The sequence below is a fragment of the Proteus sp. fly-1013 genome, assembly GCF_040140245.1.
In the GTDB taxonomy this organism is placed as follows: Bacteria; Pseudomonadota; Gammaproteobacteria; order Enterobacterales; family Enterobacteriaceae; genus Proteus; species Proteus mirabilis_B.
This window is the reverse complement of record NZ_JBEEWD010000008.1, coordinates 82,681-108,359: the sequence shown is the minus strand read 5'-3', so window position 1 is coordinate 108,359 and position 25,679 is coordinate 82,681. Positions and strand designations below refer to the sequence as shown.

General features: G+C 40.3%; 24 protein-coding genes, 1 other RNA gene and 1 pseudogene. 14 read left to right on the top strand and 12 right to left on the bottom strand.

Annotated features, from left to right (window positions below; translation table 11 throughout):
- The first annotated feature begins 304 nt into the window (after nt 1-304).
- Both ABN236_RS15525 and ABN236_RS15520 read left to right on the top strand, forming a co-directional pair.
- Nucleotides 305-1,159 (top strand): hypothetical protein, encoded by an 855-nt coding sequence (locus ABN236_RS15525; protein WP_349474360.1) that lies wholly within the window; start codon nt 305-307, stop codon nt 1,157-1,159.
- The gene (locus tag ABN236_RS15520; protein ID WP_349474359.1) at nt 1,152-4,442 is read left to right on the top strand and encodes a DEAD/DEAH box helicase; all 3,291 of its coding nucleotides are present in this window, start codon (nt 1,152-1,154) and stop codon (nt 4,440-4,442) included. Before ABN236_RS15525 ends, ABN236_RS15520 begins: the two co-directional genes overlap by 8 nt.
- 397 nt (nt 4,443-4,839) lie before the next feature.
- Here the strand turns inward: ABN236_RS15520 and ABN236_RS15515 are convergent.
- The 3 genes and pseudogenes from ABN236_RS15515 to smpB all read right to left on the bottom strand — a co-directional run bounded on the left by ABN236_RS15515 (nt 4,840) and on the right by smpB (nt 6,930).
- Nucleotides 4,840-5,851: pseudogene (locus tag ABN236_RS15515) on the bottom strand (phage integrase central domain-containing protein).
- A gap of 170 nt (nt 5,852-6,021) precedes the next feature.
- Nucleotides 6,022-6,388, bottom strand: a transfer-messenger RNA (tmRNA) gene (ssrA, locus tag ABN236_RS15510).
- A gap of 59 nt (nt 6,389-6,447) precedes the next feature.
- Nucleotides 6,448-6,930 (bottom strand): SsrA-binding protein SmpB, encoded by a 483-nt coding sequence (gene smpB / locus ABN236_RS15505; RefSeq protein WP_088495016.1) that lies wholly within the window; start codon nt 6,928-6,930, stop codon nt 6,448-6,450.
- A gap of 156 nt (nt 6,931-7,086) precedes the next feature.
- Between smpB and ABN236_RS15500 the strand changes: the two genes are divergently transcribed.
- Nucleotides 7,087-7,521, top strand: coding sequence for an SRPBCC family protein (locus ABN236_RS15500; RefSeq protein WP_088495017.1), 435 nt, complete (start codon nt 7,087-7,089; stop codon nt 7,519-7,521).
- Nucleotides 7,514-7,807, top strand: coding sequence for an RnfH family protein (locus tag ABN236_RS15495; RefSeq protein WP_088495018.1), 294 nt, complete (start codon nt 7,514-7,516; stop codon nt 7,805-7,807). Before ABN236_RS15500 ends, ABN236_RS15495 begins: the two co-directional genes overlap by 8 nt.
- Nucleotides 7,808-7,914: 107 nt before the next feature.
- Here the strand turns inward: ABN236_RS15495 and ABN236_RS15490 are convergent, their stop codons facing one another.
- The 4 genes from ABN236_RS15490 to ABN236_RS15475 all read right to left on the bottom strand — a co-directional run bounded on the left by ABN236_RS15490 (nt 7,915) and on the right by ABN236_RS15475 (nt 10,982).
- Nucleotides 7,915-8,367: a NanQ anomerase/TabA/YiaL family protein gene (locus tag ABN236_RS15490; protein WP_194950892.1), complete on the bottom strand. Its 453-nt coding sequence runs from the start codon at nt 8,365-8,367 to the stop codon at nt 7,915-7,917.
- A gap of 142 nt (nt 8,368-8,509) precedes the next feature.
- Nucleotides 8,510-9,151, bottom strand: a complete 642-nt coding sequence (locus ABN236_RS15485) for a bifunctional 4-hydroxy-2-oxoglutarate aldolase/2-dehydro-3-deoxy-phosphogluconate aldolase (protein WP_349474397.1) — start codon at nt 9,149-9,151, stop codon at nt 8,510-8,512.
- An 81-nt stretch (nt 9,152-9,232) separates the two neighbouring features.
- Entirely contained in the window at nt 9,233-10,537 is a 1,305-nt protein-coding gene (locus ABN236_RS15480; protein WP_349474358.1) for an MFS transporter, read from the bottom strand.
- 43 nt (nt 10,538-10,580) lie between these two features.
- Nucleotides 10,581-10,982, bottom strand: coding sequence for a hypothetical protein (locus ABN236_RS15475; RefSeq protein WP_349474357.1), 402 nt, complete (start codon nt 10,980-10,982; stop codon nt 10,581-10,583).
- Between ABN236_RS15475 and ABN236_RS15470 the strand changes: the two genes are divergently transcribed.
- Nucleotides 10,982-11,332 carry an IclR family transcriptional regulator C-terminal domain-containing protein gene (locus tag ABN236_RS15470; RefSeq protein ID WP_349474356.1) on the top strand — a complete coding sequence of 117 codons (351 nt, stop codon included), beginning with the start codon at nt 10,982-10,984 and terminating at the stop codon, nt 11,330-11,332. The two genes, ABN236_RS15475 and ABN236_RS15470, sit on opposite strands and share 1 nt — an antisense overlap.
- 139 nt (nt 11,333-11,471) lie before the next feature.
- Here the strand turns inward: ABN236_RS15470 and bamE are convergent, their stop codons facing one another.
- The 3 genes from bamE to nadK form a co-directional block, all read right to left on the bottom strand.
- Nucleotides 11,472-11,834, bottom strand: coding sequence for an outer membrane protein assembly factor BamE (bamE, locus tag ABN236_RS15465; RefSeq protein WP_088495022.1), 363 nt, complete (start codon nt 11,832-11,834; stop codon nt 11,472-11,474).
- A 113-nt stretch (nt 11,835-11,947) separates the two neighbouring features.
- Entirely contained in the window at nt 11,948-13,609 is a 1,662-nt protein-coding gene (recN, locus tag ABN236_RS15460; protein WP_349474355.1) for a DNA repair protein RecN, read from the bottom strand.
- An 87-nt stretch (nt 13,610-13,696) separates the two neighbouring features.
- Complete coding sequence (nadK, locus tag ABN236_RS15455; RefSeq protein ID WP_083629114.1) at nt 13,697-14,596, bottom strand: NAD(+) kinase; 900 nt, start codon at nt 14,594-14,596, stop codon at nt 13,697-13,699.
- A gap of 100 nt (nt 14,597-14,696) precedes the next feature.
- Between nadK and grpE the strand changes: the two genes are divergently transcribed.
- The gene (grpE, locus tag ABN236_RS15450) at nt 14,697-15,308 is read left to right on the top strand and encodes a nucleotide exchange factor GrpE (protein WP_349474354.1); all 612 of its coding nucleotides are present in this window, start codon (nt 14,697-14,699) and stop codon (nt 15,306-15,308) included.
- Between the two features lie 117 nt (nt 15,309-15,425).
- On the opposite strand, the gene ung is transcribed toward grpE, so the two are convergent.
- Nucleotides 15,426-16,106 (bottom strand): uracil-DNA glycosylase, encoded by a 681-nt coding sequence (gene ung / locus ABN236_RS15445; protein ID WP_349474353.1) that lies wholly within the window; start codon nt 16,104-16,106, stop codon nt 15,426-15,428.
- A gap of 334 nt (nt 16,107-16,440) precedes the next feature.
- Between ung and grcA the strand changes: the two genes are divergently transcribed.
- On the top strand, nt 16,441-16,824 hold the full coding sequence (grcA, locus tag ABN236_RS15440) for an autonomous glycyl radical cofactor GrcA (RefSeq protein ID WP_023581591.1): 384 nt from the start codon (nt 16,441-16,443) through the stop codon (nt 16,822-16,824).
- Nucleotides 16,825-16,996: 172 nt separating this feature from the next.
- Here grcA and srmB read toward each other — a convergent pair whose 3' ends face one another.
- The gene (gene srmB / locus ABN236_RS15435; protein ID WP_227718984.1) at nt 16,997-18,361 is read right to left on the bottom strand and encodes an ATP-dependent RNA helicase SrmB; all 1,365 of its coding nucleotides are present in this window, start codon (nt 18,359-18,361) and stop codon (nt 16,997-16,999) included.
- A 264-nt stretch (nt 18,362-18,625) separates the two neighbouring features.
- On the opposite strand from srmB, the gene trmN reads away from it, so the two are divergent.
- The 7 genes from trmN to lepB all read left to right on the top strand — a co-directional run bounded on the left by trmN (nt 18,626) and on the right by lepB (nt 25,498).
- Nucleotides 18,626-19,381: a tRNA(1)(Val) (adenine(37)-N(6))-methyltransferase TrmN gene (trmN, locus tag ABN236_RS15430; protein WP_349474352.1), complete on the top strand. Its 756-nt coding sequence runs from the start codon at nt 18,626-18,628 to the stop codon at nt 19,379-19,381.
- A gap of 295 nt (nt 19,382-19,676) precedes the next feature.
- A complete protein-coding gene (gene rpoE, locus ABN236_RS15425) occupies nt 19,677-20,255 on the top strand; it encodes an RNA polymerase sigma factor RpoE (RefSeq protein WP_006533574.1) in 579 nt (192 codons plus the stop codon).
- 38 nt (nt 20,256-20,293) lie between these two features.
- Complete coding sequence (rseA, locus tag ABN236_RS15420; RefSeq protein ID WP_265331834.1) at nt 20,294-20,920, top strand: anti-sigma-E factor RseA; 627 nt, start codon at nt 20,294-20,296, stop codon at nt 20,918-20,920.
- A 47-nt stretch (nt 20,921-20,967) separates the two neighbouring features.
- Nucleotides 20,968-21,936, top strand: a complete 969-nt coding sequence (gene rseB / locus ABN236_RS15415) for a sigma-E factor regulatory protein RseB (RefSeq protein WP_194950883.1) — start codon at nt 20,968-20,970, stop codon at nt 21,934-21,936.
- Between the two features lie 13 nt (nt 21,937-21,949).
- Nucleotides 21,950-22,414: a SoxR-reducing system protein RseC gene (gene rseC, locus ABN236_RS15410; protein WP_088495029.1), complete on the top strand. Its 465-nt coding sequence runs from the start codon at nt 21,950-21,952 to the stop codon at nt 22,412-22,414.
- Between the two features lie 301 nt (nt 22,415-22,715).
- Nucleotides 22,716-24,512 carry a translation elongation factor 4 gene (lepA, locus tag ABN236_RS15405; RefSeq protein WP_088495030.1) on the top strand — a complete coding sequence of 599 codons (1,797 nt, stop codon included), beginning with the start codon at nt 22,716-22,718 and terminating at the stop codon, nt 24,510-24,512.
- 14 nt (nt 24,513-24,526) lie between these two features.
- Nucleotides 24,527-25,498 (top strand): signal peptidase I, encoded by a 972-nt coding sequence (lepB, locus tag ABN236_RS15400; RefSeq protein ID WP_349474351.1) that lies wholly within the window; start codon nt 24,527-24,529, stop codon nt 25,496-25,498.
- Nucleotides 25,499-25,679: the final 181 nt, after the last annotated feature.

Here is a 25,679-nt window from a genome sequence, read left to right as displayed (position 1 = left end):
CGAGGACGGATTTCAGCTTGATGTGTTAGGCAAAAGTCGGTATCACGTTTTCATTCTTGGCTAGCGAATATTGTGCAAAGCGATTCGCGTGGCAGAGACACAAGGAAGTATTTCGTTTATTATATTTTTGTATTGACTTGTGGCTTTGGTTGCAAGATCGATTGGTGCAGCTACACCAAGGTGATCGGATGCAATTAAAAAGCCAGTTTTCCTTACGTAAGCATTTTGAATCAAACATGTTTTCATAAAAATTTCTCATGCTGAAATTATAATTAATTACTTCTATTGCAGGTGAAAAAATAGGATGCCAATAACCTTCAATCAGGCCTTAACTGCAGAGTGCGAGTTTTCAGAATGGACAATCAGTAATAAAAGTCGAGCTAAGCTGATTGAAGTGATTGCCTATTTATATTTACGGCAGGAAGAAAATGCTCAGAGAGTAATTGATGCTCTAGAGCCGCGACGGCGGATTTCGAAAGGCAGGGTGGCTGAGAATGTCGTGAGAAAACTGACGGCTCCGCGTGCTGAAGACGTCGAGCTACTTCAGTCAGGAACCGAAGCACAGAAGGAGGCAGCAAGAAAGCGGATTAACACATCTATTATTCACCGGGATGGACTTCTATTTCAGCATATTTCCTGGATTGCCGCTCGGCTAGAACTTTCGGACGGCTATATGACGTCACCTCACGTTCGACAGGCGGATAAAGGCTTTGACGGTTTTATCATCGAGCTAGATGAGAAAGTGTGTGAGATCAAACGAATTGTGCTCTGTGAGGACAAGGCTTCGAAAACACCGCGCAATCTTATAACCTCTAGCGTGTGGCCTGAAATAAGAACAATTCGGAGCGGCGATCGCGATGATGAGATCCTCGCCGACCTCGTAACTTTGCTTAGGAGTGTTCCAAGTATCGACGCAGAAGAGGCTGTGGATAAAATTTTCTGGGAAGGCGCTCGCGAGTTCAGAGTTGCTGTAGCGACTGGTGAAGATCAGCGCAGAGCTGGGAATTTTTTGCATATCATAGCCGGTTTCAAAACTGCGGCTGGTGGTGAACTTGAAGCTCGCACGGCTGGTGTGTTGGCCTTCGAAGATGTGCGTATGGGTTTGGATCTTCTCGCCGGAGAGGTGGCTGCCAAAGTCGAGGAGATCGCCAATGTTTGACCCTAGTTCCCGCGCGCTCCTGCGACAGGCCCCTGATTTGCCCGGCCTCGCTCCTGAAACTCTAGACGAACTGTTGACGGCTGCACACATAGAACTAGCGACTGTACGGCTTCTGTCTCGCGAAGGCGAACCTGAGGCCATAAGCGATGTACTCGACCAGGTTCGACGCCTTGCTTCGACCTTCGAAGCCTATGTTGTACTCAATCTTCGACCAGAGCAAACGCGCGCCACGGCTTTTGTCGCCGCGAGCGCTCATCAAATATTGAGCCGCGTTCGCGAGACCGCAATGGATCGCCCAACCGTTGTTTCAAGTGATGCAATAGGATCGTCAATTTCAGCGACGCTTTTATTCCTGGTTGCTGGTCGGGCAGCAGACGCAGCGGAAGTCGCTAGTCAGCTCCGGGCGAAGGGTGAACGTCGGGCAGTACGACGTTCACTGATCCTGAGCCTTCGGGAATTGGCAACTGGTAATCTCACGACATTGATAGAGCGTGATCTTGGCGAAGACACCATCGCAACGCGTGATAGCCGAGAAGTAGCCACTGACCTTCTTTTAAGGGAATGTGCTTATGTAGTTCAGGGGCTTGGACAGGAGGCGCGTGGAAGCGCTGTGCCCGACACTGATATTCGTTCAAGACTCAAGCGTGTTCTTCACCTGTCGGAGGCCTCAGAGGTAGAGATCAACGCAGCGTTGGAAGGGAAAGTTCATCATCAGTTTGCCGGTCCGCATCATTTGGCCACTTTGTTGAGCCGGCTTGTTGATGGAGTGCAGGCTGCGATGCTGATTCGCCTGCCAGCACCATCAGGTGCGCAACCGAAGACATGGGCTGACTGGCTCCTGTCTCAGACACATTCCCGTCCATTTCTGTGGATCAATCATTTAAAAGCTATCGGGACAGGATATCTGAACCGTGGCAGGTCTATGGTGATGACGTCACCGACTGGTTCGGGCAAAACTACGCTATCCGTACTAAAAATCGCAGCAACTTTATGTTCGGGTGAGAGCGTTGTTTATCTAGCTCCTACTCACGCGCTCGTCGATCAAGTCGAGACCGATCTCTCCGCACAAATCGGCGAGTTAGAGGTGGTGAGCGTCGTTGAAGACGTTGCGCTCGAAGAGCTTGGGGAAAAGCTGCCACCATTCTCTGTCATGACTCCTGAACGTTGCCTTGCCCTCCTTGGTTTCGCACCTGAGCTTTTTGACAAGGTCGGTCTCCTTGTCTTCGATGAGTTTCATCTCATTAGTGCAGATGATCCCGCTACTTCATCGAAAATTAGTACACGAGCCATTGATTCGATGTTGGCACTCCTGACGTTTCTCCGCCATCGTAAGAGAGCTGATCTACTACTGCTGTCAGCTATGGTCTCTAACGGCGCAGAAATCGCACGTTGGTTGCGGTCTGTAACGGGAAGGGAGGTTGAGTCGTTCGACGATCCTTGGAAGCCAACGCGACAGCTTCGTTCTTGCGTCATCTATGACCGCTCTGACGTGCGTGAGGCCGTACAAGTTGCATCAAAGGCAAAGACCAAAGCAGCAAGGAATCGGGTTCCCGCACAACCTCTTGGACTCTTTTCCCTGATTTCTGGATGGCATCCTAAAAGGCCAGAGAAGCTAGTAATACAGGCCCTCACGGATCAAAAACCGTCGCTTCTTAAAAATGTCAAAGGAAAATTGACATCAAACAGAAATGAAGTCGCTGCGCGAATCGCGGCAGACTATGCGGCCATAGGAAAGCGGGTGATCGTCTTCTGCAACGATTCCAAAGCGTGCGGGAGCGTTGCAGGCCAGATCAATGAACTACTGGCACCAGCCACCATCGCTCTGGATGTGGCGCAGGAGGAAATGCGTAAATCAGTTATTAGGGATATTGGAGCGGCCGAAGCTACATTTGACCCTATGGGGTGCAGAGCTGCAGTTCATCATGGTGACTTGCTACCATTGGAACGACGGCTGACTGAAAGCCTTTTTCGGGCTCGTAGGGACACTGATAGCGAGGACCAGGGACTTGATGTGGTCGCCGCAACATCCACAATTGCGCAGGGACTTAATCTGCCGTGTGATGTTGTGATTCTTGCTGGAACCGATAGAAGTGCGGTTGATGATCCCAGCGGGAACCCTCGTGCGGACTTACGTCCTCACGAGATACTTAATGCGCTCGGGAGGGCTGGTCGCGCGGCGTATGCCGCAACCGGCTTGGCAATCGTTGTTCCTGCAACACCTATCTGTGTGGAAATGGATAACCTCTCCCTTCCGTCGGATGGAATTATGAAGATCATTTTCTCGGAACAGGATGCCTGTGAAGAGATATATGATCCGATAGAGTTACTTCTTGACCGGATCGAAATATCCGCTAATTCGGATCCTAAAGTGCAGTCAATTATCCGGCGTATGTCTGCTGTCACCACAACAGGAGAGAGCGGCTTCGACGATATCGTTTGCCGCTCATTAGGTTTTTTTCGGCGTAGGGAAACTAATGCTTTGCGAGCTGACCAGTGGCTCGAACATCGTCGAATAGCTCTCAAGGCTGCTGAGGAACAACTGGAAGACCCCCTCGTTCTCGATTGGCAACGGGAAATTGCTATCCGTAATGGTGTTCCACCAAAGCTGATTGAAAGATTGGTTGCGGCGTTTGATACAGCGCCAGTTGAAAAGACGGCGACAGAGCACTGGATCAACTGGCTACTGGATATAGTTGCTGACCATCCCTTAGATTTAACAATTTTCGTCAGACAAACAGCTCTTGAGTCCGTTTTTGGTCGTTCTTACACGAATACAACAAAACCTAGGGCTTCTTCTAAAAGAATATTGAGAGCACTCAAAACATTGGTTTCAATGTGGTGCACAGGGCGAACACTTATCGAAATCGAGCATTGGCTCCTGGCGTTCATTCGAAAGCACGAGGGAGAGGTTAAGCAGCAAGCAAACCAATCCACTACAGCACAACGGGCCCGCCGATTTGCTATACGCATTGCGCCTGATATCGGCTTTCTCTGCGGTGTGCTTGGACAGATAGCCGCTTACAAAGCCGCTGAACAAGGCGTGCCTATGTCTCCTGTGATTGAAATGCTTCCGCAGATGGTGAGAGCCGGTGACTATGATCGTCATCATATGGCTTTAAGGCAAATGACCAAAATTGCCTCGCGAGTGGGAACCTTTGAAACGCATATCTCACTTCGTGACTCATTCAAAGCTGGAGCTTCCGCAGAAATGGATGTTGTTAGAGAGGAGGTTCAAGCCGCAATCTTGCTCCAAGTATTTACGGATTTGGATGAAGAAGAGTAGAACTACTTTTCTGAGATTGGGGGGGTAGGCCCCCCAATCTCAGATTAGAACACATTGAGCAAAGAACGTAGTGCCTCTGCTGGCAACAATAACGTTACCCTACCAGTGCCAACGCCTTCTTGACGATCTTGCGCATATACACCGAGGCAGTATCGATGTTGTACCGAATGACAATTTATGAATACTGAAACTTAAAGTTGGTTTTTTATACCCAGCAAGAGCTAGAGCAGTACCTGCTCCGAATGCTGAATAAAAATGAACAGATTACCGCTTAGCGGTAAGTGTTTCGCAGGGTGAAAATAGTCAAATGTGAGGTCTTCTTTAGACACTTACTGAATGAAATATAAAGTTTATTTAGATTATCCCAAAATCTTGGTCTAATTTCCGTTCACATAAGTTATCCCACCAGCCGCATACTTTTTATTCCCCCTTCAATCATACTTCCATTATCAGCAGCTTTAACAAAATCAGCCCACCACTGCATCATCGGGCGTCTCTGCTCAAGATAATCGCTGTGGTTATAAGCACGCCGAACTTCATTCTTATCCACATGAGCGAGTGCTGCCTCAATAACATCAGGCGGAAAGCCTTGTTCATTAAGAGCCGTACTGGCAATTGATCTCAGCCCATGCGAAACGAGCACTCCACCAAAACCTGCACGTTTTAGCGATGCGTTAACGGTCTGGCTATTCATTAGCTGATTGGGCTTGATACGGCTAGGAAAGATAAATTCTCGGTTCCCGCTTAACGGATTCATCATTTCCAGAACAGCCATTACCTCATCTGATAAAGGAATAGTATGGTCACGGTTCATTTTCATATGTGATGCAGGGATCTTCCAGTCCTGTGTTTTGGGCGTAGATCATGACCTCATTAATGCGTTGGCACAGGCGACGAGCAGTTTCTAATGCGCCTCTTGCTTGAACGGGTTGTATTGCTTTAACCAATATATGCGCTTTGATATCAGTAACACTGATGTCACCAATGGCAGGGAACACATCTCGCTCAAGTGAACGCCAAATATCATTACCGTAGTCTTCTGTTACAGTGGACTTCTTCACTTCCCACCAACGTTCAGCAACAAGTTGAAAGGTATTTGTCTTTGCTTCTAAGGTGTTACGGACTTGCTCTTTATGGTGATCTTGAGGGTCTATCTGTTTCGCGAGCAATGTTCTTGCTTCAAGTCGGTAACTGCGTGCCTCAGCAAGACTGACCGCAGGATAAGCGCCAAGACTTTTCTTAGCGCGCTTTTTGGTGAGGGGGCGAATATAACGAAATGACCACAGTTTGCTGCCATTGGATTTAACCAATAACTCTAATCCATCTCCATCATAGAGGACATAATCACTCTGTTTTGGTTTCGCTGCATCGATCTCTTTTACCGATAAAGGTTTGGTTTGTCTTGCCATTTGTGATGTTCCATTATTTTAGGCACCTCAAAAACTATAAAGGTTAATGAGGTGCCTAAGATGATTGGATTTAATTAGGTGACATCAGACTGCGCAGGACATAAAAAAGCCCGCAATTCATTGAGTTAGCGGGCTTTTCAGTCTTCTTTGGACGTCCTTAGAAGATAATTTGGTGGAGCTGGCGGGAGTTGAACCCGCGTCCGAAATTTCTACATCCTCGGTACTACATGCTTAGTCTATCTTTAATTTCACTTACCCACTGCGGACAGACGCGCCATGAATAAGCTAGCTTGATTAAGTTTAACGCTTTGACCCCAAGCTAGGTCTCCACGCGATCTCTTTTGGGTTTGACCTCTCTTGATCCCCGTCTTAAGAGCGGAAGCTAGGGAGAGAGGGCTCTAAGCAGGTTATTAAGCTGCTAGTGCTTCGTACTGATTGTCGTTTGCGACTATCTTTTTTGCGGCTTTTTACGAGGCCAACCGCCCCTCGGCATGCACCTTGGGTTTCGCAAATCCCGTCGAATCCAGAATCAGCCCCAAGTTGTTGAAAGCGAGTATATCAGAAAAATACTTGTAATTGCTAGTACTTAACGCAATTTAGCGGTTAGCATTTTTCATGATACGTGCTTTGTCTAATTTCCACTCACGATCTTTAATGGTATCGCGTTTATCGTGATCTTTCTTACCCTTCGCAACGCCAATTTTGATTTTGCACCAAGCGTTTTTCCAATAAAGAGAAAGAGCAACAACGGTGTAACCATCACGGTTGATTTGACCGTAAAGTGAATCTAATTCGCGTTGCTTTAATAATAGTTTACGGGTACGAGTCGGGTCACAAACGACATGGCTTGATGCAACATTTAAAGGAGTAATGGTTGCACCAAAAAGATAAGCTTCGCCATCACGCATGATAACATAGCTATCACTGATGTTTGCTTTACCGGCACGCAGTGATTTAACTTCCCAGCCTTGGAGCGCCAAGCCCGCTTCTATCTCATCTTCGATGAAATATTCATGGCGAGCACGTTTGTTTAACGCAATGGTCGCAGAACCAGGTTTGTGTGATTTTTTCTTTGTCATAATGTCCACATTATACTGTATGAGCAATAGAAAGAAATCATTTAACCGACTGTTTTCTTTTCAATTGCATAAAACTTAAGCTATATTCCATTAGATTTTTAATTAGTCACTGTTCAATGATATGATCACACACAGTGTTGTCGTACAGGAATAACTATGCCTCAGATTAGTCGATCTGCTCTTGTCCCTTTTAGCACAGAGCAAATGTTTAAACTGGTTAATGATGTTCTTACTTATCCTGATTTTCTACCAGGATGCGTTGGAAGTAAACTGATCAAAAGCACACCAGAAGAAATGATTGCATCAATAAATGTCTCTAAAGCGGGAATTAGTAAAACATTTACTACCCATAACTTTTTAAAGACTAATGAACGTGTTGATATGCGTCTTGTTGATGGTCCCTTTCGTAAATTAACTGGGGGATGGGTGTTTACCGCACTTGATGATAATGCGTGTAAGATAGAGTTTCAGCTAGACTTTGAGTTCACTAATAAATTAATTGAGTTGGCTTTTGGACGTATTTTTAAAGAGTTAACAAATAATATGGTTCAGGCGTTTACTCACAGAGCGAAAGAGATCTATCGTGACTAAAATATGGGTAGAGGTAACCTATGCGTTACCCGATAAGCAGTATCTTATCCCTGTTGAACTAACGTTAGGGGACACGGTTGAACAAGCCATTATTGCTTCAAATATCTTAACGATTTGTAATGATATTGATTTGACTAAGAATAAAGTGGGTATTTATAGTCGACCAGCAAAGTTAAGTGATAATGTGCGAGAAGGGGATAGAGTTGAAATTTATCGACCTTTAATTGCTGATCCTAAAGAAATGCGTCGTAAACGCGCTGAAAAAGCACGACAAAAAGCGGATTGATATATTGTATAAAACGCGCCCTATTTAAGACCATTTCTGAGATTATGTGGAAAATGAAGATTAAGTCCTTGCAAAATTAAGCGAGGACTTTTATCTGATCCAGATGTTTATACGGGTATCTTTACAACGACTTTTTTAATTACGTCAGATGTTTTTGCACCTATACACATTGGTTTATGTACTTCACTAGGAAAGAAAACAGCAAAATCACCTTCAAATAAAGTCACTTTTTGGTTGTTATCATGATTAGGTAAGAAAAAAAGATCTGGACCTTTTTCAATAATATCCATTTTATCAATTTCATTGAGACTATAATAAATATCTTCACATCCACTAATCACCATCTGTATATCAATATATTTATGGTGAAATTCTGCGATTTTTTCTTCTGGTTTTCCTGGCTTTTCTGAGGTTATCATATAAAACCAATCTTTGTTTTCTGGTCTATATGTTCCTGTATTAGCTAATTTTAATGACTCCATTGATAATGAATTTTCGCTTAAAATATTAAAAAGTATTTTATTTAAGTTTTTAATTTTGCTTATATTTCCAATAATCATAAGAAACCTTAGAAAAATAAATTATCTAGTAAATGGTAAATTTTAATTAGTGCTAATTTAGGCAATAAAATACCATTGAAATAATAAAAAGTTATTTCATTAATCTAACTTAGCACTGAATTTAAAGGTTAGTTATTTTCTATTAAGCTTTATTCTTACCGTCTTTAAATGTTTTCATAAAATAAGCTGTATGCTCGCTTAATTTATCCCATTCGCCTGATGCAATAAGATCTTTTCTAACAAGTTCACTACCAACACCAACACCAACACCAACACCAACAGCAATTGCACCTGCAGCGGCGAATTCGGCTGCATTATGTAGTGATATTCCACCTACTGGAATAATTGCGAGTTCATTTAAAGGCCCCATAATTTCTTTTAGATAATCGACTCCCAATCTATTTGCTGGGAATAGTTTTAATAAATCAATACCCATACGATAAGCTTGTAACATTTCAGAAGGCGTTACGACAGCTGGGATCATTAGGCGTTGTTTTTCATGAACTATTTTAACAACTTCAGGATTAAAATCGGGTGCTAAAACGAAAGTAGCTCCAGCATCAATAACTAACTGAGCCATTATTGGATTAATGACTGTTCCTGCTCCAATCCACATTTTATCGCCAAGAGCTTTACTTAAACGAGAGATACTTTCTAAGTAATTACTGCTATTGCAAGTCACTTCAATGACTCGCACACCACCTTCATATAAAGCTTGCGCTATTGGTAAAATTTCATCAGATGAATATCCTCGAATAATTGCAATCATCCCTGTTTCATCTATAGCTTGAATAACGCGCTACTTAATCATTTTAACCTCTTTTCTTTGAAAATAGTTTGTAATGCTTTGTTTTAAAATAAAATTCTATAAATCTTTTACAGGAGTTATTGGTTCTTTCACAATAAACCAATAACAAAGTGCTGCACAACCAGCAATAATTCCACCACTTACAAAAGCAAGAGTATATGAGCCTGTCGCATCAGCAATAAGTCCAGTGACGAGTGGTGATAATGATCCTGCAAAATAACCTCCGAAATTTTGAATACTACCAACAGAACCAACCATTGATGTTGGAGCCACATCACCTGGTAATGCCCATCCTGTTGCAGATACAGCTGAAAGTAATACCATCGCAATAACTAACAACACCATTGTTGACATTAAGCTGGTTGCAAAAGGAACAGCAACAACTGTGGCACCCGCTAATAATGCTGCAATACTGATTGTTGCTCTTTTAGCAATAAGTGAATCTTTAAATATTTGACGATCAATTAACCATTTAGAAATATATCCACCTGCAATTGCACCGACAATTCCACCGAAATAAGGAACACTGGCTAAAATACCTAATGACTTTAATTCAACGTTTTGAGTTTTCATTAAATAAAGTGGCAAGAAGGTAGTGAAAATATTCATCATCCATACATAACAGAACCAACCTAAAATCATTCCCCAAATACAGCGAAATTTAAATAATGAAGCCCATTTTATTTTGATTTCAGTTTCACTATTTTTTTCTTCAGTGCCACCGCCACCTTCTTTAATATAATCTAATTCTTCTTTACTAATTGTTGGATGTTTTTCTGGTTGATGATAAAGGTATAAAAATAGTAATACGAAAACTAAACCTATTAATCCCGCGATATAAAATAAGCCACGCCAGCCGAAAGGAACTATGATCGCGACTAGAATTGGAGGCGCTATAGCAGGACCCCATTTAGAAGCAGCATCCCAAAAACCAGTTGCAAGTGCTCTTTCTTTTTTAGGGAACCAAGTTGCTGTTATTTTTGCAGCTGCGGGCCAGCATGGTGCTTCCGTTACGCCTAAAATGCCTCTTGCAAATAGCAATGTTGCTAAGCTACTACAAGCGCCAGTCAGCATTGTGGCACCACTCCATAGTCCAATAGCCCAAGCGTATATTTTTTTAGGACCAAAACGATCAACTAACCAGCCTGAAGGCAATTGGCACATAGCATAAATTAATGCAAATACTGAGCCCATTAAACCAATATCAGTATTTGTTAAATTGAGATCTTTCATCATATCTGGTGCGGCAATAGATAAACTTGCCCTGTCGATATAATTAATAATTCCGCCTATTAATAATAGAAAAACAACAAACCATCTTTTATTGCTTCTCTTTTTTGTTACTGTATTTTTATTATTCATCATTCAATACCTGCAATTATTAATTTTTGTAGGGTATAAATATCTAAATGATATTTTTGTGTTTAGCGATAGCTAAAGCACCATGTAGGGAAAGTGGTGTTTGTGTACTATCAATAGTAATAACGTCTCCGGTGAAATAAGGATCGTGTTTAATTAACTCAGCTAATCCATCTCTTAATATTGATTTTCCACAAATCACTATTTTGGTCTGTTTAGTTAAGTTGAGTGCTTTGCTATTTTTTATTGCTTGCAGATCTTCTTGTAAAATAGAGCCAAGTAAGATATTTGCTTTTTGATTTATTGTTAAATCTGTTAAATCGCCAAACATATCTAGTACTCTAATTGAAAAACAACTACGTGCTAATCCAACTTGCAGGTTATTTTTTGCTCCAAGTAAAAGGGCTTCTTTATCTATTTCATTAGCAAATTGGTCGTGTAGCGACAATGCCAGATGAAAGTATAAAAAATATTATTACGCGTATGGGGGGATTAAAACCGATTACACCTTATACCATTACTGATGAGAAACAATTCTTTAAAATTATTATGGAATCTCGTCAACGAGGTTATGTTATTGATGATCGTGAACATAACATGGATGTATTTTGCGTGGCTGCACCAATTTATAATGCTTATGGTAAAGCGCAAGCCGCAATTAGCATTGCTAGTCTGTTTACAAAAATAAAAGATAATCCAGAGAGGATCACTTTTTTGGGGGAATTAATTTCTGCAGCAGCCCTTGATTTATCTTGCCATATTGGGTATCGAGGTAAAAAACTTTATAGTGAATTCTAGTAATAAAAGCACACTTCTTTGTATTGCTGCGGTTAATCAATAGATAAAAACACACCCCAACGTCAGATTTAACGTATGGGGTGCAATTCGTTTTTGCCAATCTTATACAAAACTAAGTTTTCTTAGCACTGTAATCGCATTACGATTTTGTCGCTGGTGCTGAGAAGTTAGGCATATTGCCTTGCTTATCAATCTTAGTCAGTATGCCATTGCTATCAAAAGTCAGAGTAAGAGTCTCTTGACGTACTTCTTGATGACCAGGCTCTTCGCGGAAAACATAATACCAAGTTTGGCTTCCGAAAGGATCTTTAAGCATTGGCGTACCAAGGGCAAATTGAACTTGCTGCTGTGTCATTCCTTGCTGAACTTTTGCGACTTCGGCTGGCGTTAAATAATTTCCCTGATTGATATCTGGGTGATAAACCAGTCTCTCGAACATAGAGCAACCTGAAGTCATTACGACTAAAGATAAGGCGGCAACTTTTAACAGTTTAAAACGCATGGTTATTACATTCCTTTTAGGGTCATAGTGACGATGATAATCGACAACGCAGCAATTGAAAACCTTTCACGCTCTGCCTATGACCCTAAATATCAATAAAAGTTTGTTAATCGTTATGCAGCCAACAAATCTTTTGCATTTGCTAAGGTATTTTTGGTGACTTCACTACCTGCTAATAAACGAGCGAGCTCTTGTAGGCGTTCTTTTTTCGATAACAGCTTCATGGTTGTTTCTGTTTCTTCACCATTTGTCTCTTTATTGACGAAATAGTGTTGGTGACCACAACCTGCAACTTGAGGCAAGTGAGTGACACACATAACTTGAGTAGACTCCCCTAACTCACGTAGTAATTTACCCACAATAGCTGCCGTTGGACCGCTGATACCCACATCAACTTCATCAAAAATAAGTGCTGGAGTATCCATTTTTTTTGCTGTGATCACTTGGATTGCGAGTGCAATACGTGATAACTCACCGCCTGAAGCTACTTTAGAAAGTGCTTGATGAGGTTGCCCCGGATTTGTGGTGACATTAAATTCAACTTTTGTGGCACCATCGATTTGTAGTGAGCTGTCATCAAAATGGGTATCAACAGTAAAATAACCATGAGGCATTGATAACTGATGCATACTGTTAGTGATAAGTTGACTTAATTCATTCGCATATTGTTGGCGAACTTGGTGCAGTTGTTTTGCGATATCTAATGCAATTAAATGGTCAGCTTTGACTTGTTCTATTAAAGCATCACAATCATCATTTTGACGAAGTAGGGCATTTTTCTCTTCAATTAATTGCTGATGAAGATCATAGAGCTCTTCAGGTGCGACGCGATGCTTACGTGATAAACTAATGTACTTAGACATGCGTTTTTCTACTTCAAATAAGCGATTAGGGTCCATCTCTAAGCGATCACTATAGTGACGAAGTTCATCACTTACTTCACTAATTTGGATAGTGGCTTCTTCTAGCATCTCTAATAATGAATTGAACTGGCTTTCCATTGAGGTTAGTTCAGTAATTTCATGTTTAGCCACATTGAGCATACTTAAAATATTTTGCTCTTCGTTGTCACTTAAAATTTGTAAACTATTTTGGCTTAGCGTTAAAAACTGGCCGCAGTTAGAAAGGCGTTTATATTCTTGATCTAATTCTGGGTACTCACCTTGTACTGGTTGAAATTCATTGAGCTCTTTTAAATGGTAATCAACCAGTTGCTGCCTTGCTTCTCGTTCTAAAGAGAGTTGTTGAAAAGCAGCTAAAGTTTGGCAACTTTGATGCCATGTTTGATAAGCTGACTTCATGTTTTTTAATAAAGCAGGTTCATGGGCATAGATATCAAGCAGCTGTTTTTGATAGCGAGGCTCTAGAAGTTGCTGGTGAGCATGTTGCCCATGAATTTGAATAAGTAATGAACCAAGCTCTCTTAATTGTGAAAGTGGCACGGAAGTACCGTTGATAAAACCACGAGAACGCCCATCAGTAGAGATAGTTCTTCTTAATAGGCATTCGTTATGATCATCAAGATGATGTTCTTCAAGCCAGCGTTGTGCTGATGGCGTATCAGAGAGTGAGAATCGTGCACATAAATCGGCTCTAGTTGCACCTGGGCGCACCATATTGGCATCACCACGGTTACCTAAGCATAAACCTAGAGCATCAATTGCAATAGACTTACCTGCGCCAGTTTCGCCTGTAATGGTGGTCATGCCACCAGAAAAATCGATTTCAAGTTCACGGACTATGGCAAAATGACTAATGGTTAATTGAGTCAGCATAGTGCCTCTCCTGTGCATAAAAACATATCTGTAATTACATACAGTATAAACTGGTTTTTTATACAGTAAAGTAGGGAGGCACAAAAATTAGAACATTTTTTTCGACCAACCTAATTTTGAGCTGAGTGTATTAAAATAGTTGTAATCAGTTGGGTGAACTAAATTGAGCTTTTGACGACTTCTCTTAATAATAACTTCATCACCTTCTTTAATCGGTAACACTAATTGGCTATCGCAGCTGACTTCGTAATCGATATTTGTTTGTGAGAATTTTAAGCGGATTTGGCTATCACTGCTGATAACTAAAGGACGCGCTGATAAGGTATGTGGGAACATAGGCACAAGCGCAATAGCATCAAGGTTTGGCGTTAAAATAGGGCCACCCGCAGAAAGTGAGTAGGCGGTTGATCCCGTTGGTGTTGCGATAATTAAGCCATCAGAACGTTGAGAGAAAGCAAAACGATCATCAATGTAAACTTCAAACTCAATCATATGAGCGACTTTACCGGGATGAAGTACGACTTCATTGATTGCTGTACCAATGCGTGTTCTTTGACCTTCAGCGCAGACTCGAGCTTCAAGTAAGAACCGTTTTTCTTCGCGATAGTGCCCAGCCAACACATTAGTTAATTGCTGTAAGGCATTATCAGGATCAAGATCAGTAAGAAAGCCTAAATTTCCCCGGTTAACACCAATTACTTTGATATTATAACGAGATAAAACGCGCGCGGCGCCAAGCATATTGCCATCACCACCAACAACAATAACAAGATCGGCGACTTTGCCAACTTGTGTTAAATCACCTGTTTGTGCATTTTCTAGTTTTAGTTCTTGAGCAACCTGTGTGTCAATAATAACGTCATAGCCTTGAGCCAATAGCCAATGATAGAGCATTTCATGAGTTGAAATTGCTTCAGGGTGGCGTGGATGACCAACAATGCCAATGCATTTAAAGTGTTTTTCTTCCGTTACGGTATTATCTGGCATTTTTTTACCCTCGTTTTGCGCCAATTCCTTGAAACCCGTTTATTGATCCCCATAATAAACTAAATATGAAGATGAATACCAAAACTACGCGGAGATGTTCATGAGTAGTAAAAAACAAAATGTACATGAAGAGCAAGTCTCAAAAGAAAAAGAAGGAATGGAATCTGCAATGAATGAGTCTCAAGAGCCAACAATGACCGAAGAAGCACAAGCGGACTTTAATGCTCAAGCTGAATTAGTGGAAGCATTAGCGCGTGTTGATTCTCTTGAAAAACAACTTGAGCAATCTCAAAAGACAGAGCGTGAAGCCATGATCCGTGCTCAAGCTGAAATTGAGAACATTCGTCGCCGTACTCAACAAGATGTAGAGAAAGCACATAAATTTGCGCTTGAGAAGTTTTCTAATGAGTTATTGCCTGTACTCGATAATTTAGAGCGTGCTTTATCTGCGGCTGATCATGAAAATGAATCATTAAAGCCAATGATTGAAGGGTTAGAATTAACTCTGAAATCATTCTTAGATGCTGTTCGTAAATTTGGTATCGAAGTGGTTGAAGAAAAAAATGTGGTATTCAACCCTGAAGTTCACCAAGCGATGACTTTAATTGATAGCCCAGCACATGAGTCTAATCATGTTGTTGATATTATGCAAAAAGGATATACCTTAAACGGTCGTTTATTACGCCCAGCTATGGTTATCGTTTCTAAATAATATCGATAAAACATTCGTTATCACATGAGTTATTACATGTAGATAAAGTAAACCGCACAATACGAAGATTATTTAATATTCTTGTTATTGTGCGGTTTTATGTTTTATAAGGCGATATTATTCAATAAGATCAAGATGCCAATTGATCGGTGTGCGACCTTGCTGTTGTAAAATATCATTGGCTTGTTTGAAATGACCACAACCTAAAAAGCCTCTATGGGCAGAGAGTGGTGATGGATGAGGTGCTTTTAAAATAACGTGTTTATTGGTATCAATAAAACGTCCTTTTTTCTGGGCATGAGCGCCCCAAAGTAAGAATATAACCCCGTCTCTACGCTGATTGATCTGTTCAATTACTGCATCAGTAAAGATTTCCCAACCATAGTTGGCATGAGAGTGTGCTTGGCCTTTCTCAACTGTTAATACTGTATTAAGTAATAAAACACCTTGTTTTGCCCAGCTTTCTAAATAGCCGTGGTTAGGGCGTTTAAAATCAGGGTATTCTTTTTCAAGCTCTTTATACATATTGACTAACGAAGGAGGCGCTGGCACGCCCGGTCGTACTGAAAAAGAGAGTCCATGTGCTTGATTAGGGCCGTGATAAGGATCTTGCCCTAAAATAACTACATTCACATTATCAAAAGGCGTAAAACGAAAGGCATTAAAAATATCTTCTTGAGGTGGATAAACGATTTTACCTGCGGCTCTTTGTTGTGCGACTTGAGACATAATTTGATGAAAGTAAGGCTTTTCTTTTTCTGTGCCTATCACATCATGCCAAGTTAATGGTGTAGTCATAACCTAAAATCCTTGTTGATATCTTATAGTGTCTAAGCTTACCGATTTCATCAGGGGAATGAAAATATTACGACCTAAAAATAAGAATTAATTGATTTCTCAACTTTTATTTGAAAATTTACAAAAAAAATTGCAAATCAGTGATAAATGATTGTTGATTTAAAACAACACTTTGCACCTTATGGGCTAAAGTGCTTATGAATTTTATTGATATTTATCAAAGAATGGCGCCATTTATACTGGTATATAAGTAGACAGAAACATTGGTTAGACCAAATACCCAAGTTCTGATATGAGATTGGAATTTGATTTTGCGCCCAAATTGGAGGTCGAAATGATTACTGGTATCCAAATTACTAAAGCTGATAACGACGATTTATTACATTCTTTCTGGTTATTAGATGATGAAAACGGCGAAGCTCGTTGCATCTGTGCTAAAAAAGGCTTTGAAGAAGGCCAAGTGATTAACCGTAAAGAGTTAGGCAATATCGAATACCGCGAAGTGCCTGTAGAATCTAAACCGGTTGTTCGTGTAGAAGGTGGTCAACACCTTAACGTTAACGTATTAAGCCGTGAAACACTGGAAGATGCTGTTAACAATCCTGAGAAATATCCTCAATTAACTATTCGTGTTTCTGGCTATGCAGTGCGTTTTAACTCACTGACTCCAGAACAGCAACGTGATGTTATTACTCGTACTTTCACTGAAAGTTTGTAATTTTCACTAAAGTAATAAGTTAATAATAAGCTCGATATGAAGATATCGGGCTTTTTTTCTATTTATCTATTTTTTTATTTTTCTATATAAAATAAGAAAAAAGAGAGAATAACAAAAAACCGTAACTATGTTATATAGCTACGGTTTTTTATAAGATCAAAAAGAGTACAGATTATTCGTTATCAGTATTCGTTTCTTTTGCTGGTGCAGTAGGAGCCACTTTCTTTTCTGTATGCTCAGTAACAGCTTTGCGACGTTTACCGATATTTTTACGATCGCGAGTCCGTACTTTTTCTTTAACCGCTTTTTTCTCTTCTTCTTTCTTCGCCTTGCGTTTAGCTAGCACTTTTTTAGAAGGTTTGAATGTTGCTTTCAGGCTTGGTGCTTTGGTTTCTGGACGTAGTTCAGCAACAACGCGATATTTAATAGGCTCTTGAACGTAACGACCAATTTTCCCTAATAATGGGTGATCGTGAGCTTCAACTAATGAAATTGCGATACCTTTGCGGCCTGCGCGTCCTGTACGACCAATGCGGTGTAAGTAAACATCCGCAGTACGAGGTAAGTCAAAGTTGAAAACGTGTGTAATGTCATCTAGATCAAGGCCTCGAGAAGCAACGTCTGTGGCAACAAGTACATTCATTTTGCCTGATTCTAAACGTTTGATTGCATCATTACGCTGTGTTTGCGCCATTTCACCTTCAAGGTAGCTACATTTAATACCTTGTTTTTCTAGCGCAGTGACAAGCTCTCTTACACGCTCTCTTTTGCGAACAAAGACAATCGATTTTTTAACATCGTCTTGCTTCAGTAATGCAGCAAGCAACGCTGTTTTATGTTCGAGATTATCAGCATGATAATAGAACTGCTGAATTTTTTTACGTTCACGGCGAGATGGATCAGCATTAAGTTCAACTGGTTCGTTGAGGATGCGCTGTGCAAAATCAATAACTGCGTTACCTTCCAGTGTCGCAGAGAACAGTAATGTCTGTTTGCGCCAGCGAGTTTCGCCTGCAATCGTTTCGATATCGTTAGCAAAACCCATATCTAACATACGGTCTGCTTCATCTAAAATAAGCATTTCTACCGCACGGCAGTCAAAGTTTTCTTCTTTGATGTACTGTAATAAACGACCTGTTGTTGCAACAACGATATCTTGGTTCTCGCTGAAGACTTCAGCGTGATTCATATAAGCAACACCGCCCGTGATAGTGGCGATATCTAAATGTGTATGCGCACATAATTCTTTTGCCTGCTCTGCAACTTGCATAGCAAGTTCGCGAGTTGGTGTCAGGATAAGAATACGTGGCGGGCCTGATTTTTTACGTGGATAATCAAGCAAGTGTTGAATTGCTGGAAGCAAAAAAGCCGCAGTTTTCCCTGTGCCTGTTGGCGCAGAGCCTAAAATATCGCGTCCATCCATTGCTGCAGGAATTGCATCTGCTTGAATAGCTGTAGGACGTTGATATCCTTTTTCTTCTAATGCGGTCAATAAACTTTCATCAAGTTCAAGACTGGAAAATGTCGTGGCTGTCATTGTATACCTCTGTTTAGGGCGCGGATTTTGACATTATCCCCCGCTAAAAGCCAGAGGATTTACCGCTATCACATTATATATTACCGATAGACGAAGGTATTCGTTGTTTTTAGGCTTAATCTAAATAAGCGTGCATCGTATACAAATAGTTTAATGTTAAGATAGGGGTTGCAGAAGCGTTATCATACCATATATCTCTTTTCCAATGACATGAATGATAAGTAATAAAAAAGAGATAGTAATACGAATCAATAGAGCCAATAAATGAATCAAAAGAAAGTGAAAAAAGCGGGATTACGCAAAGGTGGTTTTACATTTAAACAATTTTTTGTAGCTCATGATAAGTGTGAAATGAAAGTGGGTACAGATGGTGTTTTATTAGGGGCTTGGGCACCTATCAATAATGTAAAAAGAGCGCTTGATATTGGTACGGGTAGTGGATTAATTGCATTAATGCTGGCTCAACGAGCGAATCAAATTGAGTGTATTGATGGTATTGAACTTGATGAAAAAGCAGCATCACAAGCTACGGAGAATGCTCAAGAGTCACAATGGCATTCATTTATTCATATCCATCATGATGATATTTATCATTATGCTGAACGAGCGCAAAATAAGTATGATTTGATTGTTAGTAATCCTCCTTATTTTGAACCCGCAATTGCTTGTCGTAATGATGTTCGTGAGCAAGCGCGTTATACCAAAACCTTAACGCATGAGGGATTGCTGGATAGTGCGCAATCACTTATCACTGAAGATGGTTTGTTCTGTGTTGTATTACCTTACTCTATTGGTGAGCAATTTATTGAAATCGCAGAAAAAAAAGAGTGGAATATTGCAAAACGCGTTAATATTAAAGACAGTACAGATAAACCTTACCATCGAATTTTGTTAGCCTTTCAAAAACAAAATCAAAGCAGTGTTGAATGTAGTATAGATGAACTTATTATTCGTAATAATGAAGGGCATTATACTGACAAGTTTCGCTCTTGGGTGACTGACTTTTATTTATATTATTAAATCTATATTTAATAATACATTGTTTAAGATAATATATATTGTTGTAAGTAATCGTATATATTTAAATAATATCATTGTGTTATCGTTTTTTTATTGGCAAATTGCATTTTGGGTGGATGATCACCATGATGATTTTTTTGTGATTCATCTCTTAAAATAATGATTGAATTGAACTTCATACTATTTTTGCACTCTAAGTCTTGTAGCTCATAAAACGAGAAGGAATAACGAGAGTAAATATGACGGAGTCATTTAAAAATAGTGCGAAGCTTGACTTCGGGAGAGTCCATCTCTAATGAGCGAGCAGTTAACGGACCAAATGTTGGTTGAAAAGGTACAAAATGGTGACCAGAAAGCCTTTAATTTGCTGGTTATCCGCTATCAACACAAGGTAGCAAGCCTGATTTCCCGTTATGTACCACAGGGCGATGTGCCAGATGTTTCGCAAGAAGCCTTTATTAAAGCTTATCGTGCCATCGGTTCTTTCCGTGGAGATAGTGCTTTTTATACATGGCTTTATCGCATTGCTGTGAATACAGCAAAAAATTATCTGGTTGCACAGGGGCGACGTCCGCCTTCGAATGATTTAGATGCGAGTGATGTTGAAAACTTCGAATCACCAAATGCACTAAAAGAAATTTCGAACCCTGAGAATTTAATGTTGTCAGAAGAGTTACGGAGAGTGGTTTTTCACACCATAGAGTCATTACCTGAAGATTTAAGGGTTGCTATTACACTTCGGGAACTTGACGGACTAAGCTATGAAGAGATAGCGGTCATTATGGATTGCCCTGTCGGAACAGTACGTTCACGTATTTTTAGGGCACGAGAAGCTATTGATAATAAGGTTCAACCATTAATACAAGAGTTTTAATTGTGGGTGAACCATCATTGACTGAAGGGTACTTTTACATGCAAAAAGAAAAACTTTCTGCATTTATGGATGGCGAAGTTCTTGATAAAGAATTAATGGGTACAATTGCTCGTGATGACTCTATGAAAGAGACATGGCAACGCTACCATTTAATTCGTGACACAATGCGTGGTGATGTAGGTGAAGTAGTCCACTTCGATATCGCAAGTCGCGTTGCGCTCGCTTTAGAGAATGAACCTGTTCGCATAAGTCCTGAACAACAACGAGAGCAGCAACCTGCGCCATCACAATGGCGTCAGCACTCTTTCTTACAAACGTTACGTCCTTGGGCAAGTCAGTTAACTCAAATCGGTGTCGCGGCTTGTGTTTCATTAGCTGTTATTGTTGGTGTTCAGCAATATAATGGAAAAAGTGGTTCTGAAGATTTCCAAGTAGATACACCAGTATTTAATACTCAACCTATTATGGGTTCAGGTTCGCCTGTAAGCTTAAATCTTCAAAACGATACTTTAGGTAAAGACCAGCAAACACGTTTACAAGAGCGCAATCAACGCCTTGGATTAATGTTGCAACAGTATGAGTTAGATCGTCGTATCTATAATGCACCACAAAATGAAGCGCCAATCAGCGCTCAAGGTGAAACTCAACCTGTAGCAGCACAGTAATAATAGATGTGAATGTATAAATAACGTGTGGGAATAAAACAGTCGTAATGAAAAAATCATGGTTATCCACCTTATTGCTGGTGGGCAGCCTGTCAATGCCGATACAAGCCTTGGCGCAACCTCAAACAGGTAGTGTCGAGGCTTTGTTGCAAAAGATGGGTCAGACAAGTCAAAGCTCTACCTATGAATTATCTTTTATCAATATCAATTCTCAAGGTATTGTTCCTATTCGCTACCGTCACACTCTTATTGATGGCAAACCACTTGCACAATTAATGCAAATGGATAGTACTCGCCGTGAAATTGTTCAACGTGGCAATGAAATCAGCTATTTTGAACCCGGTTTAGATGCCTTCAGCTTAAGAAATGATCATATCGTTGATTATATCCCTTCTATCATTTACCAAGATTTCAAGGAATTATCGGGTTATTATAATTTTATTGATGCGGGTAGAACGCATATTGGTGATATTCCAAGCCGAGTTGTTCGTGTGTTATCAAAAAATAATGACCGCTATGATTATGTTTTGTTTATTGATGAAGAAAGATATCTACCTTTAAGAGTCGATCTTTTAGATAAAAACAATGACATCATTGAACAATTTAGAGTGATCACAGTTAATGAAGGAAGCGAGGTCGAAACTGAGCTTAATTCTCTACGTACCGTCAATATGCCACCTTTATTACTTGTACCTAAAGCTAAACCGTTGGTTTATAACTGGTCGGTCAGCCAATTGCCTGAGGGTTTTAAAGAGGTAAAACGTAGTAACCATCAAATTTCTGAAACTGAATTTAGTCAGTCGATTTTATTTAGTGATGGTTTATTTGACTTTTCTATTTATGTTAATAAAAGTGGCCAGCAGGTTAATTCGCCCGAACGCGATAAAATGTTAAGGTATGGTCGTAATACAATTTATACCTATGACAAAGAAGGTAATGAAATTACCTTTATTGGTCAGTTACCGTTTCCTACGGCACAAGCAATAGTTAATAGTGTTGTATTTACGAAAAAGTAAAAGGGTATAAGTTATGGTTAAAGAGTGGGCAACAGTTATACATTGGCATGAAGGACGTGCGTTATTACGCTACGGCTCTTCTTCTGGCTGTGGTAGTTGCCAAGCTCGCGCTGCCTGTGGCTCTTATTTATTGAATAAAATAGGGCCAGAGACAGTTCATCAACTTGAACTTCCCGTTGCACAACCTTTAGTTGAAGGGCAAAAAGTGGAAGTGGGTATTCCTGAAAATAGTCTACTTCTTTCTGCAATGTTGGTGTATTTAACACCACTTATCGGCTTATTTATTGTCGCAGGCATTGCGAGTCTTTGGTTTTCGAGTGAATTTGCTATTTTTTGCAGTGGGCTTGTGGGCGGTGCCCTTGGTTTTTTATTTGCAAAAAAAGTAGCGACTTGGTGGAGCAAAGATGAAGGTTTTGAACCTATTGTATTGCAAATAGGGCTTCCACCTCATGAACTTAAAGTTCAATTTCAAGAATAATGAGTTGATTAAAGAGATGGGGCATTTGCCCCATTATTTTTATCATGCTGCTTTTGTAATAATATCTATCTTAAATTAACACGTTTCTATATCTGGAAATTACCCGCAAAAAATTACAAATAAATGCAAGTCTTAGCATAAATGTTTGTGTTTGATGAACGTTTCTTTGAGTATAATGTCTCTAGTGTGTAGAATGCGTCATCAATAATAACTCCTGCAATATAGAGTTTTCGCTTTGTGTCCATGAATGACTCCAAAGCCAGATTTATAGAGCAAAGCAATAGAGAAAAATAATTTCAGAATGAAAAACATACGTAACTTTTCCATTATCGCACATATTGACCACGGTAAATCGACGTTATCAGATCGAATTATTCAAATTTGTGGTGGCTTATCAGATCGTGAAATGGCTGCGCAGGTTCTTGATTCTATGGATCTTGAGCGTGAACGTGGTATTACAATCAAAGCGCAAAGCGTAACCTTGAATTACACCGCTGATGACGGTGAAGTTTATCAGCTTAACTTTATCGATACCCCAGGACACGTTGACTTCTCTTATGAAGTATCTCGTTCACTCGCTGCGTGTGAAGGCGCTTTATTGGTCGTAGATGCTGGGCAAGGGGTTGAAGCGCAAACATTAGCAAACTGCTATACAGCGATGGATATGGATCTCACCGTCGTTCCTGTTTTAAATAAAATAGATTTACCAGCAGCAGAGCCTGAGCGTGTTGCTGAAGAGATTGAAGATATTGTGGGGATTGATGCCACAGATGCAGTGCGTTGCTCTGCAAAAACAGGTATTGGTGTTAAAGAAGTTATCGAACGCCTTGTTAAAGAAATTCCAGCACCTGAAGGTGATGCAGATGCTCCATTACAAGCTCTGATTATTGACTCTTGGTTTGATAACTACCTTGGTGTTGTTTCACTGATCCGTGTTAAAAACGGTAAAGTCAGCAAAGGCGATAAAATCAAGGTAATGAGCACTGGTCAGATTTATAACATTGATCGTATTGGTATTTTTACACCAAAACAAATTGATACGACATCATTAAATTGTGGCGAAGTAGGCTGGGTTGTTTGTGGTATTAAAGATATTTTAGGTGCGCCTGTTGGGGATACCTTAACAGCAGCACAAAAACCAGCAGATAAACCATTGCCTGGTTTTAAAAAAGTTAAGCCACAGGTTTATGCAGGTTTATTCCCAATTAGCTCTGACGACTATGAATCATTCCGTGATGCATTAGGTAAATTAAGTCTGAATGATGCTTCATTATTCTATGAGCCAGAAAGCTCAACCGCGTTAGGTTTTGGTTTCCGTTGTGGTTTCTTGGGTCTTCTGCACATGGAGATCATTCAAGAACGTTTAGAACGTGAATATGACCTTGACCTGATTACAACCGCTCCAACCGTAGTTTATGAAGTTGAAATGACTAACGGTGATATTGTACTAGTGGATAGTCCGTCTAAATTACCACCGCTGAATAACATTGAAGAAATCAGAGAGCCTATTGCTGAATGTCATATGTTATTACCGCAAGAATACTTAGGTAATGTCATTACTTTATGTATCGAAAAACGCGGTGTTCAAACCAATATGGTCTATCATGGTAATCAGGTTTCATTGACTTATGAAATTCCGATGGCTGAAGTGGTATTAGATTTCTTTGACCGTTTAAAATCAACATCACGCGGTTATGCTTCTTTAGACTATAACTTTATCCGCTTCCAAGGCTCTAACATGGTACGTGTAGATGTCTTGATTAATGGTGATCGCGTTGATGCTTTAGCATTGATTACACATAACGATAATGCACCTTATCGTGGTCGTGAGCTGGTGGAAAAAATGAAAGAATTTATTCCACGCCAACAGTTTGATATCGCCATCCAAGCGGCAATTGGCAACCATATTATTGCTCGTTCAACTGTTAAACAGTTACGTAAAAACGTATTAGCCAAATGTTATGGTGGTGACGTTAGCCGTAAGAAGAAACTGTTACAGAAACAGAAAGATGGTAAAAAACGTATGAAGCAAATTGGTAACGTAGAGCTACCACAAGAAGCGTTTTTAGCCATTCTTCATGTTGGTAAAGATAAATAATTTAAGGAGAAAACATGGCTAACACGTTTGCCTTGATCCTAACGCTGGCAACGCTAATAACGGGAGTTTTTTGGGGAATTGAGCGCTTTAAACTCAAGCCAGCCCGAAAAGCAAAACTAAAGCGTCTTCAAGAGATGACGCAAGGGACCGAGGATCAGCAAGAGTTAGCAAAATCAATTAATAAACCAAGTTGGGCGGAGACATTAGGCTCTTTATTCCCAGTCTTGATTATTGTTTTGATTCTGCGTTCATTTGTGTATGAGCCGTTTCAAATACCTTCTCGCTCCATGATGCCAACCTTGTTGGTTGGCGATTTTATCTTGGTTGAAAAGTTTGCTTATGGATTAAAAGATCCAATTACACAGACAACGTTAATTAATACAGGGAAGCCAAAACGAGGCGATATCGCAGTATTTAAATATCCTCGTGATCCTTCTACTGATTTTATTAAACGTGTTATTGGATTACCGGGCGATAAAATTGTTTATGATATGATGTCGAAAAAACTTCATGTCTATCCAAATTGTGATAAAGCCATTTGTAATGAAGAAATTTCAGTAACTTATGGTACAGCTTACCCAAGTGAATGGACGTTGTTATTACAAAATGTACCGGGTGGTCAGCGTATTAATGGTATGAAATCTATTCCAATTGAGGAGCCTATTTCAACAGCAACTCAATTACGTGAAGAAGAAAGGGTAGAAACGATTGATAAAGTCTCTCACCGTATTATGACAATACCCGGTGATATGACGATGCCAGAGTTTATTCAACCCGGATTACCTGTCGGTACGTGGATTGTTCCTGAAGGTCATTACTTTATGATGGGTGACAATCGAGACGGTAGCTCTGATAGTCGCTTCTGGGGCTTTGTTCCAGAGAAGAACTTAGTCGGTAAAGCGACAACGATCTGGATGAGCTTTGAAAAAGTAGAGAATGAATGGCCAACAGGTGTTCGTTTTAGCCGCATCGGTAGCATTAAGTAATAATTAACAAAATAGCGACAGCATTCCTTCTTATCTAAGTGTAGAATATGTCGCTTCTTTAAATATGATTGGCTCCTGTTATTGACAGGAGTCAGTGCAAACGCAACAGTTCTGTTATCCAACTCGATAATTTCTCGTTGTCTTAAACAGATTTGTTGCGTGTGCTTCAAATTAAGTTATG